Source organism: Enterobacter quasimori, from assembly GCF_018597345.1.
GTDB lineage: Bacteria > Pseudomonadota > Gammaproteobacteria > Enterobacterales > Enterobacteriaceae > Enterobacter > Enterobacter mori.
On sequence record NZ_JAHEVU010000006.1, the window covers coordinates 1 to 12,220 of the forward strand.

The window sequence follows — 12,220 nt, forward strand, 5'->3', positions numbered from 1 at the left end:
GCGCCGTCCATCTGCGCAGCACCGGTGATCATGTTTTTAACATAGTCGGCGTGGCCTGGGCAGTCTACGTGTGCGTAGTGGCGAGTCGGGGTGTCATATTCAACGTGGGAAGTGTTGATGGTGATACCACGCGCTTTTTCTTCTGGTGCGTTATCGATCTGGTCGAATGCACGAGCAGAACCACCGTAGGTTTTAGCCAGAACGGTAGTGATTGCAGCAGTCAGGGTAGTTTTACCATGGTCAACGTGGCCGATAGTACCAACGTTGACGTGCGGTTTTGTACGTTCAAATTTTTCTTTAGACACGGCTATATTCCTTACTATAGTGCTCTCCCCTGTGGAGAGAGCACGGGACTTAGGTTTTAATCCTGTGGATTACTTACCACGGGCTTCAATAACGGCCTGAGCAACGTTGTTAGGCGCATCATCATACTTCAGGAATTCCATGGTGTATGATGCACGACCTTTGGTCAGAGAACGCAGCTGAGTTGCATATCCGAACATTTCAGACAGCGGAACTTCAGCGTGGATCTTAACGCCAGTTACTTCAGATTCCTGACCACGCAGCATACCGCGACGACGGCTCAAGTCACCGATAACGTCACCGGTGTTCTCTTCAGGAGTTTCTACTTCAACCTTCATGATTGGCTCAAGCAGAACTGGTTTTGCTTTCTTAAAGCCTTCTTTAAAGGCAATAGACGCAGCCAGTTTAAACGCCAGTTCAGAGGAGTCAACGTCATGGTAAGAACCGAAGTGCAGACGAACACCCATGTCAACAACTGGATAGCCAGCCAGAGGGCCCGCTTTCAGCTGCTCCTGGATGCCTTTATCAACGGCTGGGATGTATTCGCCAGGAATTACACCACCTTTGATGTCGTTGATGAACTCGTAACCTTTAGGGTTAGAGCCCGGCTCCAGTGGGTACATGTCGATCACAACGTGACCGTACTGACCGCGACCACCAGACTGCTTAGCGTGTTTACCTTCAACATCGGTAACTTTCGCGCGAATCGCTTCGCGGTAAGCAACCTGAGGTTTACCCACGTTCGCTTCAACGTTGAATTCACGCTTCATACGGTCAACGATGATGTCCAGGTGCAGTTCACCCATACCAGCGATGATGGTCTGGTTAGATTCTTCATCAGTCCATACGCGGAATGATGGGTCTTCTTTCGCCAGACGGCCCAGAGCCAGACCCATTTTTTCCTGGTCAGCTTTGGTTTTTGGTTCAACCGCGATGGAGATTACCGGCTCTGGGAATTCCATACGCTCCAGAATGATCGGGTGATCCGGGTCACACAGGGTGTCACCAGTGGTCACGTCTTTCAGACCGATAGCTGCAGCGATGTCGCCCGCGCGAACTTCTTTGATCTCTTCACGTTTGTTAGCGTGCATCTGTACGATACGGCCAAAACGTTCACGCGCCGCTTTCACGGAGTTCAGGATGGTGTCACCGGAGTTAACCACACCAGAGTAAACGCGGAAGAAGGTCAGGTTACCCACGAATGGGTCGGTAGCAATTTTGAACGCCAGTGCAGAGAATGGCTCTTCGTCGCTTGCGTGACGCTCAGCCGGGGTATCTTTACCGTCGTCCAGGATGCCGTTGATCGCAGGAACGTCAACCGGGGATGGCAGGTAGTCAACTACCGCATCCAGCATCGCCTGAACACCTTTGTTCTTGAACGCAGAACCACAGGTTACCAGGATGATTTCGTTGTTCAGAACGCGCTGACGCAGAGCAGATTTGATCTCTTGCTCAGACAGTTCTTCACCACCCAGGTATTTCTCCATCAGCTCTTCAGAAGCTTCAGCAGCGGATTCGATCAGGTTCTGGTGCCATTCGTCAGCCAGGTCCTGCATGTCTGCTGGGATATCTTCGTAAGTGAAGGTAACGCCTGCGTCTTCTTCGTTCCAGTTGATGGCTTTCATTTTCACCAGGTCGATAACGCCGGTGAAGCCTTCTTCAGCACCAATTGCCAGCTGCAGCGGAACAGGGTTCGCGCCCAGACGGGTTTTGATCTGACCAACAACTTTCAGGAAGTTAGCACCCATACGGTCCATTTTGTTAACGAACGCGATGCGTGGAACTTTATATTTGTTCGCCTGACGCCATACGGTTTCAGACTGTGGCTGAACACCACCAACTGCGCAATAAACCATTACCGCGCCGTCAAGAACACGCATGGAACGTTCTACTTCGATGGTGAAGTCAACGTGCCCCGGGGTGTCGATGATGTTTACGCGATGCGGTTCGTACTGCTTAGCCATACCTGACCAGAATGCAGTAGTCGCTGCGGAGGTGATAGTAATACCACGCTCCTGCTCCTGTTCCATCCAGTCCATGGTGGCTGCGCCGTCATGAACTTCACCGATTTTGTGGTTTACACCGGTGTAGAACAGAATACGTTCGGTAGTAGTGGTCTTACCGGCGTCGATGTGCGCACTGATACCGATGTTACGGTAGCGTGCGATGGGTGTTGTACGAGCCATTTGATTCCTCGTTTGTTTCTTTAGGCGTTCAGTTAAGTAACCCAGAGCGGGCGGCTTCTCTGAAGCGCCCGCCTGGTGACTAATACTCCGAAGGGATTACCAACGGTAGTGTGCGAACGCCTTGTTGGCTTCTGCCATACGGTGAACGTCTTCACGTTTCTTAACTGCAGTACCTTTGTTTTCTGCAGCATCAGAAAGTTCGTTCGCCAGACGCAGAGCCATGGATTTATCACCGCGTTTACGAGCAGCTTCAACGATCCAACGCATTGCCAGAGCATTACGACGAACCGGACGAACTTCAACTGGAACCTGATAAGTAGAACCACCAACGCGGCGGGACTTAACTTCTACAGTTGGGCGAACGTTGTCGAGAGCGACTTCGAAAGCTTCCAGTTCATTTTTACCAGAACGCTGAGCCAGGGTCTCAAGCGCGCTGTATACGATTGCTTCTGCAGTAGATTTTTTACCATCTACCATCAGGATATTTACAAATTTTGCCAGCAGTTCTGATCCGAATTTCGGATCTGGAAGAATTTTACGCTGACCAATGACGCGACGACGTGGCATGGGAATACTCCGTTGTTAATTCAGGATTGTCCAAAACTCAAAGAGTTTAGTGTGACATTAAGATAAATCAGTTTGGCCTTACTTAACGGAGAACCATTAAGCCTTAGGACGCTTCACGCCGTACTTGGAGCGAGCCTGCTTACGGTCTTTAACACCTGAGCAGTCGAGCGCACCACGAACGGTGTGGTAACGAACACCCGGAAGGTCTTTAACACGACCGCCACGGATCAGGATCACGGAGTGCTCCTGCAGGTTGTGACCTTCACCACCGATGTAGGAAGTCACTTCGAAACCGTTAGTCAAACGCACACGGCATACTTTACGCAGTGCGGAGTTTGGTTTTTTAGGAGTGGTGGTATATACACGAGTACATACGCCACGTTTCTGCGGGCAGGCTTCCAGCGCAGGCACGTTGCTTTTTGCAACTTTGCGTGCACGTGGTTTGCGTACCAGCTGGTTAACTGTTGCCATTAAATAGCTCCTGGTTTTAGCTTTTGCTTCGTAAACACGTAATAAATCGACCTCATACAATATGAGGACGCGAAATTTTAGGGCTACGTCGAAAAGGTGTCAAGAAATATACAACGTTCTCAAATCACCAGTTCATTTGACTGGGGTGTGTCACAGTAAGATTGACGAAATCAGTATAGCCAACCACGTCAATTTTGGCTGAAATTTGACCAGCAAGACCTCGCGCCTCAAGATCGTCCTTCAGCGCAGAGATGGATATGGGGGCACTGCTGAGGATTTCAACGAACTGACAGCCATCAAGCGCCGCAAGCACACCGTCCTGAATCAGCAGCAAATCATCCCCTTCGCGCAACATGCTCAGTAGCGCGTCGATATCACATTGCCACGGGGAACGGCTCAGGGTGTGCAGCATGTCAGCCTCAGAAAGTCAGAACAGTATCATATTGAGAGAGTTGTTCGCGCAGCGCACCCGCGGGGAGGAGCGTGACATCCAGCACGAAAGGCGTCTTGTCATTGAGACCGCGCGCAGCTAAAGAGTCAGCACACACGTAGAAGGTTTCAATGTCGTAAAGCGGTAACACTTTGAAGGTAGCGATGTAGTCCCGCGCCAGAATGGCCTGCGGCTGCTGTCCCGCCAGCAGCTGGAAGACGCCGTCTCCCAGAAAGAATACGCCAATATCTTCGGTTAATGCGGAGGTTGCAAGCAACGCGTCCAGCCCCTCTCTGCCAGACGCACTCCCATGGGGAGCAGACGAAAAAACAAATGCCACGCGCTTCATCAGAATTGCACCATTCTGTCGCAGGTTAGCGCGGCCTGAGCCAGTGCCCCCAGGCCACTCAACGAAAACCCGGGCTGCAGGTTAGCCCCTGGCAAACCGAGACGCTCCGCTTCGGCCGCATCCGTCACACCGCGACGCAATGCCGCAGCCACGCAGATATGCAGCTCAACGCCCTGCTTTTCGTTTAATGCCTGCCAGGCGCGGACAAGGTCAAATTCATCGCTCGCCGGTGACGTAAACTGGTTCGCATTGTAGACCCCTTCCCGATAGAAGAAGACGCTCGCCAGTTCGTGTCCAGCCGCCAGTAGCGCATGCGCAAACTGCAGCGCGCTGCTGGCCTGCTGAGTGCCATACGCCGGGCCTGTCACCATTAACGCAAAACGCATTACTTGTCTTGCCCCAGGAAATCGCCGCTTTTGAACTGACGAATGTAGAGGTAAACCGTGTGCTTGGAGATGTTCAGACGATCGGCCACCTGGTTGATGGCGTCTTTGATATCAAAAATCCCTTTCTCGTAAAGGTTAAGTACGATCTGACGGTTCTTGGCGTTGTTCGATACGTTGCGATCGGCATTCACCTCTTCAATGGTGAACTCCAGCGTCTGGGTCACCAGGTCCTCAACAGAGGAGGCAAAATTCACAGAAGAGCCCACATCTGGCGTTTCTGGTGGAATAAAGGTACTCATGATTTGCGAGAACGGTACATCAAGGTTCATGTTGATGCACAGCAAACCGATGACACGATGGTCACGGTTTCGAATAGCGATAGTTTCTGATTTCATCAGCACACCGCTTTTGGCGCGGGTGAAGTAACATTTGGAGACGCTGCTGTCCGCGCCGGTCATGTCATGCAACATACGCAATGCAAGGTCGGTGATTGGCGAACCAATTTTACGGCCAGTATGTTCACCATTCGCAATGCGGATGGCGGAACACTTCAGATCTTGCAGGGAGTGCAATACGATTTCGCAGTGGGAGCCAATGAGCATCGCTAACCCGTCCACCACCGCCTCGTAGGATTTCAGAATATCGAAGTCGGTCTGGTCAAAAGGACGTTGATCCAGCAAATCAAGTTCACTGGTTTCGTTGGTTAAAAGCGACCTGGACATGAAAAAAACACTCCTTTTCAGGAGCCTGTCGTTAGGTTTTCAGGGCAGGCTCATTATCTACACGGACAACTAAATTAATACAGCGTGTATAGCGCTTTCCAGTGTTAATTATATCTGCCCTACAATAAAAAAAACCGCCGCCTTTGAGGCGGCGGTTTTTTTTCAGCATTACTTCTTAGCAGCAGCGGCTTTATCGTCAGCCGGTGCGTCTGCCTTAGCATCCGCTTTCGGTGCCGGTTTGATGTCCAGCAGTTCTACGTCAAAGACCAGCGTGGAGTTCGCAGGGATACCCGGCACGCCGGTTTTGCCGTAAGCCAGATCCGGTGGAATGACCATCTTGATCTTGCCGCCTTTCTTGATGTTCTTCAGGCCTTCGGTCCAGCCCGGGATAACGCCGTCCAGACGGAAGGAAAGAGGCTCACCACGGGTGTAAGAGTTGTCAAACTCTTTACCGTCGATCAGCGTACCTTTGTAGTTAACCACAACGGTGTCGCTGTCTTTAGGCGCATCACCGGTACCTTCTTTCTCAACTTTGTACACCAGGCCAGTAGAGGAGGTTTTCACACCTTTTTCTTTAGCAAAGGTATCGCGGTAGGCTTTGCCTTTCGCTTCGTTGTCTTTGGCATCTGCTTCCATTTTGGTCTGAGCAGCGCCTTTCACACGCGCTTCAAACGCCTGCAGAGTCTGTTCGATTTCCTGGTCAGACAGTTTGCTCTTATCTGCAAACGCATCCTGAACACCCGCGATCAGCTGAGCTTTGTCCAGTTTGATGCCCAGTTTCTCTTGCTCTTTCAGAGAGTTTTCCATGTAACGACCCAGAGATGCGCCAAGTGCGTAGGCGGATTTCTGGTCGTCATTTTTGAACGCCGCTTTGCTGTCTGCAGTTGCAGCAGGCTTCGCTGCAGTGTCAGCAGCGAAAGACAGCGGTGCATTCAGAGCGACAGCCATTGTCGTCGCCAGCAGCGTTACTTTGAACAGTGATTTCATCCATATCTCCAGGGCCTGGGGACTCTCACCCCAGCATTAAACGTAAATGAGTGACGTACTATAAATCGTTGCGGAAGAAATCTACAGACAGACTCTCCCGATTCTCGTCTCTTTTCAGACTATTTTTGTTTAAATAAGTTTCTTGCCAAAGGGATGGATACTGCACTTGAGGATAAACTCAGTTAAACTTCGCCGCCGCAGGCCCATTATGGCGAGTGTGAAATTGACGAGGTGAACCATGAAGGACACATTGATTGAAGCGAGACTGGCTGAGCTGGAAAGCCGACTGGCTTTTCAGGACATCACCATCGAAGAGCTTAACCAGACCGTGACCGCCCATGAACTTGAAATGGCAAAACTGCGCGATCTGATGCGCCTGCTTACTGAAAAAGTGAAGGCAACGCAGTCGTCGCTCATCGCCTCTCAGGCTGAAGAGACGCCACCTCCTCATTATTGAGGCGTAAAAAAAGCGGGATTATCCCGCTTTTTTATTTTCCGCATGACGGAATTAGTGGCAACCGCAGCCGCCGTTGCCGCAACCACCTTTACCGTGGTCGTGACCATGGTCGTGATCGTGGCCGTGACCACCGCAGCAGCCATCGTGGCCGTGATCGTGGTCATGGTCGTGACCGTGACCGTGCGCACCGTGAACGTGGCCATGAGCCAGCTCTTCTTCGGTCGCTTCACGGATCGCAACAACTTCTACGTTGAACTTCAGGTTCTGGCCAGCCAGCATGTGGTTGCCGTCAACCACGACGTGGTCATCTTCCACTTCGGTGATTTCAACAGGAACCGGGCCCTGGTCAGTTTCCGCCAGGAAGCGCATGCCAACCTGCAGTTCGTCAACGCCCATGAACACGTCTTTAGGAACGCGCTGAACCAGGTTGTCGTCATACTGACCGTAAGCGTCGTTCGCGCCTACAGCAACGTCGAATTTGTCGCCAACGTCATGACCTTCCAGCGCGTTTTCCAGGCCGGAAATCAGAGAACCGTGACCATGCAGGTAGTCAAGCGGCGCACTCACCGGAGACTCATCAACCAACACACCGTCTTCTGTACGTACCTGATAGGCCAGGCTGACCACCAGGTCTTTTGCTACTTTCATGATATCTCCTGAGCGTGGGAAAATTGCTGGCGCAGATTGTAGCGGAAATCTGCACCCGTGTACCCTTTAGCTTAAAAAAACTCAGGGCATATCGCTAGTCCGGATGAAAAATGCCGATCACTTGCTCTTCTTTGCGAACGTGATCGCGGGCCTCTTTGTCGGCCTCTCGCATCTGGTGACCGCACTTAACACATTCAACCACATCAATATTATTTTCCCGCCACATGGCCAAAGTATCTTGCGCCTGGCAAGTCGGGCATTTTGCACCCGCGATAAAGCGTTTACGTACAGCCATCTTTCGTTACCCTTTATTCAAATTCATCCCAGCCATCGAGCTGGCGTCGTTCCTGCTGCATCTCGCGCTGGAAGATCTCCTCCAGCTCGCGGCGCGCTTCCCGCACGCGGGAGATCTGCGCCGTATCGGTATGGACCGGCATCAGCTCGCGCAGCATCCGCATATCCAGCCGACGAAAGTGCATCTGGGCGCGCTGCGCCTGATGCGGATGCATGCCGAGCGAGATCAGCGCCTTGCGCCCCAATTCCAGCGCACTGGAGAAGGTCTCACGGGAGAAGTGTTTCACACCCGCCTGCAACAATTCGTGAGCTTCAACACGTCCCCGCGCACGCGCCAGAATATGCAGATGCGGAAAATGCTGCTGGCACAGCTCCACCAGCTTCATCGTATCTTCCGGATCGTTACAGGTAATCACGATGGACTCTGCCGCTTCCGCCCCCGCCGAGCGCAGCAGCTCGAGCTGGGTCGCGTCGCCGTAGTAAACCTTATAGCCATATTTGCGCATCAGGTTGACCGCGCTGATATCGCGCTCCAGTACCGTGATGCGCATTTTGTTCGCCATCAGCAGGCGTCCAATTACCTGTCCGAAACGGCCAAAGCCCACGACGATCACCTGAGGCTTATCATCCTCCACCCACGGCGCTTCGTCTTCATCGTCTGTCGGATTCAGGCGGCGCGACAGCAGTTTATCCACCAGCTTCATCAGCAGCGGCGTGGTCATCATCGACAGCGTGACCGTCACCAGCAGCAGCGCCATCTGGTCATCTTTGAAGAGTTTTTGGGAAGATGCGGTAGAGAACAGCACAAACGCGAACTCCCCTCCCTGGCTTAGCACGCTGGCAAACTGCATGCGTTCCGAGCTGCGCAGCCCATAAATACGGGCCAGAGCATAGAGCACCAGCGTTTTCACCGCCACCAGCACCGCCACGCTCACGGCCACCCACAGCAGGTGGGTATAAAGCACGCCAAGGTTGAGCGCCATCCCCACCGAAATAAAGAACAGCCCTAACAGCAGTCCTTTGAAGGGATCGATGGCAATTTCCAGCTCGTGACGATATTCGCTCTCCGCCAGCAGCACCCCGGCGATAAAGGTCCCGAGCGCCATAGACAGCCCCAGCGCATCCATAAACAGCGCAGACCCAAGCACCAGCAGCAGCGTCGCGGCGGTAAACACCTCACGAACGCCCGAGGCGGCGATAAAGCGGAACACCGGTCGCAGCAAGAAACGTCCGCCAATCAGCATCCCTGCGAAGGCCAGTACCTTCATCGAGATTTTTACCCAGTCAAAATGATCGTCACCGGAGCCCGCCAGCAGCGGCACCAGCGCCAGCGCCGGGATGACGGCCAAATCCTGGAACAGCAGCACCGAAAAGCCCAGCTGGCCGGCTTCGTTGCGGTTCATCCCTTTGTCGCGCATCAGCTGCAGCGCCATCGCCGTGGAAGACATCGCGAGGCCAATCCCGCCGATCACCGCCGCCTGCCAGGAAAACTGCGTCAACATGAGCAGCCCGCCCAGGAGCGCGGCGCTGAACAACACCTGTGCCGCCCCCACGCCGAAGATGGAGCGTCGAAGCTGCCACAGCTTGGAGGGGTTCAGTTCAAGGCCGATGATGAACATCAGGAACACGACGCCCAGTTCAGAGAAGTGGAGGATCTCATCCACATCGCTGATGAACCCGAGTCCCCAGGGGCCGATGGCGATCCCCGCTAACAGATACCCCAGCACCGCACCGATACCAATACGCGCCGCAAGCGGCACCGCGACGACGGCCGCAAATAAAAACAGCACCCCGGCGAGGAGCAAATTCGATCCTTCCATTAACGACCTCCTGCCGGAATCGGTGACGCCAGCCATTCACCATAGGCTCTGGCGTGGCTGGCCAGTTCTTTCGGATCCTGGCGTCGGGCCCAGTAGACAATAATCGGGCTCATCCAGTGCATACGGCACATCGCCGCCGTCAGCTCGAAGGGCCGCAGGATGTCGCTCATCGGATAGCGGTTCAGCCCGTCGTAACGGTAAGCGCTTTCCGGCTCACCGGTCGTGATGACGCTGCGCCAGTACTTTCCCGCCAGCTGGTTGCCCCCCACCCCGCTGGAGAAGCCCCGGCTCAGCACGCGGTCCAGCCACTCTTTGAGCAGCGCCGGACAGCTGTAGGTGTAAAGCGGATGCTGGAACACAATGACGTCATGCTGACGCAGCAGTTCCTGCTCGTAAGGAATATCGATAAAGAAATCAGGATAGTGCGCGTAGAGATCGTGCACCGTCACGTTGCTGAGCTGTGTGGCCGGCTTAAGCAGCACCCGGTTTGCCACCGAGTCCTGAGATTCCGGATGGGCATACAGCAGCAGCACTTTTGCTGTCTGAGACATCATTCCCCTCCCGGTCTTGTTTCTGTTTTTGTGTATCGTTGTTGTTTTGGGCTACCATGGCGGCCCGGTGCGGAAAATGGCCCACACCTTACATTATCATAATGACAAATTAACATAGTCGGAACATACGGCGCTTCTATGATTGTTTTCTCCTCGTTACAAATTCGTCGCGGCGTGCGCGTCCTGCTGGATAACGCCACTGCTACCATCAACCCGGGCCAAAAAGTGGGTCTGGTCGGCAAAAACGGCTGCGGTAAATCCACGCTGCTGGCGCTGCTGAAAAACGAGATTAGCGCGGATGGCGGTAACTTTACCTTCCCGGGAAACTGGCAGCTTGCCTGGGTAAACCAAGAGACGCCGGCGCTGAGCGAACCGGCACTCGACTATGTTATCGACGGCGACCGTGAATACCGTAAGCTCGAGGCGGAACTCAACGCCGCGAACGAGCGCAACGACGGTCACGCCATTGCCACCGTTCACGGCAAGCTGGACGCCATTGACGCGTGGACCATTCGCTCCCGCGCCGCCAGCCTGCTGCACGGCCTGGGCTTCAGCAATGAACAGCTGGAACGCCCGGTCAGCGACTTCTCCGGCGGCTGGCGCATGCGCCTCAACCTGGCGCAGGCGCTGATCTGCCGCTCTGACCTGCTGCTGCTCGATGAACCGACCAACCACCTCGATCTCGATGCGGTTATTTGGCTGGAGAAGTGGCTCAAGAGCTATCAGGGCACTCTGATTCTGATCTCCCACGACCGCGACTTCCTCGACCCGGTGGTGGATAAAATCATTCATATCGAACAGCAAACGATGTTCGAGTACACCGGCAACTACAGCTCCTTTGAGCGCCAGCGCGCGACGCGCCTTGCCCAGCAGCAGTCCATGTACGAAAGCCAGCAGCAGCGCGTAGCGCACCTGCAGAGCTTTGTGGATCGCTTCAAGGCCAAAGCCTCAAAAGCCAAGCAGGCCCAGAGCCGCATCAAGATGCTGGAGCGCATGGAGATGATTGCCCCGGCGCACGTGGATAACCCGTTCCACTTCAGCTTCCGCGAGCCGGAAAGTCTGCCGAACCCGCTGCTGAAGATGGAGAAGGTCAGCGCGGGCTATGCCGACCGCATTATTCTCGACTCCATCAAGCTCAACCTGGTGCCGGGTTCGCGCATTGGCCTGCTGGGACGCAACGGTGCCGGTAAATCCACGCTGATCAAGCTGCTGGCGGGCGAGCTTAACCCGGTCAGCGGCGAGATCGGGCTGGCGAAGGGCATTAAGCTTGGCTACTTCGCCCAGCATCAGCTGGAATTTTTACGCGCGGATGAATCGCCTATTCAGCACCTGGCACGCCTGGCACCGCAGGAGATGGAGCAGAAGCTGCGCGACTATCTCGGCGGCTTCGGCTTCCAGGGCGATAAGGTGACGGAAAACACCGAGCGCTTCTCCGGCGGCGAAAAGGCCCGTCTGGTGCTGGCGCTGATCGTCTGGCAGCGCCCGAACCTGCTGCTGCTCGATGAACCGACCAACCACCTGGATCTCGACATGCGCCAGGCGCTGACCGAAGCGCTGATTGAGTTCGAAGGCGCGCTGGTGGTGGTTTCGCACGACCGTCACCTGATCCGCTCCACCACGGACGATCTCTACCTGGTGCACGGCGGCAAAGTTGAACCGTTCGACGGCGATCTGGAAGACTACCAGCAGTGGCTGACGGACGTGCAGAAGCAGGAGAACCAGCCGGAAGAGTCAGCGAAAGACAACGCCAACAGCGCGCAGTCGCGTAAAGACCAGAAGCGCCGTGAAGCGGAGTTGCGCACCCAGACGCAGCCGCTGCGTAAAGAGATTGCCCGTCTTGAAAAAGAGATGGAAAAGCTCAACGCCACGCTGGCTACCGTTGAAGAGAAGCTGGGCGACAGCGAGCTGTACGACCAGAGCCGCAAAGCGGAACTGACCGACTGTCTGCAAACCCAGGCGAAAACCAAATCCAGCCTCGAAGAGTGCGAGATGGCGTGGCTGGACGCGCAGGAACAGCTGGAAGCCATGCTGCAGGCCGACTAAACCATC

General features: G+C 54.4%; 15 protein-coding genes. 2 read left to right on the plus strand and 13 right to left on the minus strand.

Annotation, left to right across the window (positions count from 1 at the left end; all coding sequences use genetic code 11):
* The 9 genes from KK102_RS19375 to fkpA form a co-directional block, all read right to left on the minus strand.
* On the minus strand, positions 1-305 hold a 305-nt coding region (locus KK102_RS19375), incomplete at its 3' end, for a GTP-binding protein (protein ID WP_004386159.1).
* A 69-nt stretch (positions 306-374) separates the two neighbouring features.
* Positions 375-2,489 (minus strand): elongation factor G, encoded by a 2,115-nt coding sequence (gene fusA, locus KK102_RS19380; protein WP_216358245.1) that lies wholly within the window; start codon positions 2,487-2,489, stop codon positions 375-377.
* 96 nt (positions 2,490-2,585) lie between these two features.
* Positions 2,586-3,056, minus strand: coding sequence for a 30S ribosomal protein S7 (rpsG, locus tag KK102_RS19385; protein ID WP_003861706.1), 471 nt, complete (start codon positions 3,054-3,056; stop codon positions 2,586-2,588).
* A gap of 96 nt (positions 3,057-3,152) precedes the next feature.
* Complete coding sequence (gene rpsL / locus KK102_RS19390; protein ID WP_000246815.1) at positions 3,153-3,527, minus strand: 30S ribosomal protein S12; 375 nt, start codon at positions 3,525-3,527, stop codon at positions 3,153-3,155.
* A 124-nt stretch (positions 3,528-3,651) separates the two neighbouring features.
* On the minus strand, positions 3,652-3,939 hold the full coding sequence (gene tusB, locus KK102_RS19395) for a sulfurtransferase complex subunit TusB (protein ID WP_126545814.1): 288 nt from the start codon (positions 3,937-3,939) through the stop codon (positions 3,652-3,654).
* A gap of 7 nt (positions 3,940-3,946) precedes the next feature.
* The gene (tusC, locus tag KK102_RS19400; protein ID WP_108417738.1) at positions 3,947-4,306 is read right to left on the minus strand and encodes a sulfurtransferase complex subunit TusC; all 360 of its coding nucleotides are present in this window, start codon (positions 4,304-4,306) and stop codon (positions 3,947-3,949) included.
* Positions 4,306-4,692: a sulfurtransferase complex subunit TusD gene (gene tusD, locus KK102_RS19405; RefSeq protein WP_126545815.1), complete on the minus strand. Its 387-nt coding sequence runs from the start codon at positions 4,690-4,692 to the stop codon at positions 4,306-4,308. Before tusD ends, tusC begins: the two co-directional genes overlap by 1 nt.
* A complete protein-coding gene (locus KK102_RS19410) occupies positions 4,692-5,414 on the minus strand; it encodes a helix-turn-helix transcriptional regulator (protein WP_023333674.1) in 723 nt (240 codons plus the stop codon). Before KK102_RS19410 ends, tusD begins: the two co-directional genes overlap by 1 nt.
* A gap of 168 nt (positions 5,415-5,582) precedes the next feature.
* Positions 5,583-6,401 (minus strand): FKBP-type peptidyl-prolyl cis-trans isomerase, encoded by an 819-nt coding sequence (gene fkpA, locus KK102_RS19415; protein WP_010436293.1) that lies wholly within the window; start codon positions 6,399-6,401, stop codon positions 5,583-5,585.
* A 238-nt stretch (positions 6,402-6,639) separates the two neighbouring features.
* Here fkpA and KK102_RS19420 point away from each other — a divergent pair, with 238 nt between their 5' ends.
* Positions 6,640-6,858, plus strand: coding sequence for a protein SlyX (locus KK102_RS19420; RefSeq protein WP_216358246.1), 219 nt, complete (start codon positions 6,640-6,642; stop codon positions 6,856-6,858).
* A gap of 51 nt (positions 6,859-6,909) precedes the next feature.
* On the opposite strand, the gene slyD is transcribed toward KK102_RS19420, so the two are convergent.
* The 4 genes from slyD to kefG form a co-directional block, all read right to left on the minus strand.
* Positions 6,910-7,506, minus strand: coding sequence for a peptidylprolyl isomerase (gene slyD / locus KK102_RS19425; protein ID WP_216358247.1), 597 nt, complete (start codon positions 7,504-7,506; stop codon positions 6,910-6,912).
* Positions 7,507-7,600: 94 nt separating this feature from the next.
* The gene (locus tag KK102_RS19430; RefSeq protein WP_010436300.1) at positions 7,601-7,801 is read right to left on the minus strand and encodes a YheV family putative zinc ribbon protein; all 201 of its coding nucleotides are present in this window, start codon (positions 7,799-7,801) and stop codon (positions 7,601-7,603) included.
* Between the two features lie 13 nt (positions 7,802-7,814).
* Positions 7,815-9,620 carry a glutathione-regulated potassium-efflux system protein KefB gene (gene kefB / locus KK102_RS19435; RefSeq protein ID WP_216358248.1) on the minus strand — a complete coding sequence of 602 codons (1,806 nt, stop codon included), beginning with the start codon at positions 9,618-9,620 and terminating at the stop codon, positions 7,815-7,817.
* Positions 9,620-10,171: a glutathione-regulated potassium-efflux system ancillary protein KefG gene (gene kefG, locus KK102_RS19440; protein WP_013099040.1), complete on the minus strand. Its 552-nt coding sequence runs from the start codon at positions 10,169-10,171 to the stop codon at positions 9,620-9,622. The genes kefB and kefG overlap by 1 nt, the downstream gene beginning before the upstream one ends.
* A 138-nt stretch (positions 10,172-10,309) precedes the next feature.
* On the opposite strand from kefG, the gene KK102_RS19445 reads away from it, so the two are divergent.
* On the plus strand, positions 10,310-12,214 hold the full coding sequence (locus KK102_RS19445) for an ABC transporter ATP-binding protein (RefSeq protein WP_126545819.1): 1,905 nt from the start codon (positions 10,310-10,312) through the stop codon (positions 12,212-12,214).
* Positions 12,215-12,220 lie beyond the last annotated feature (6 nt).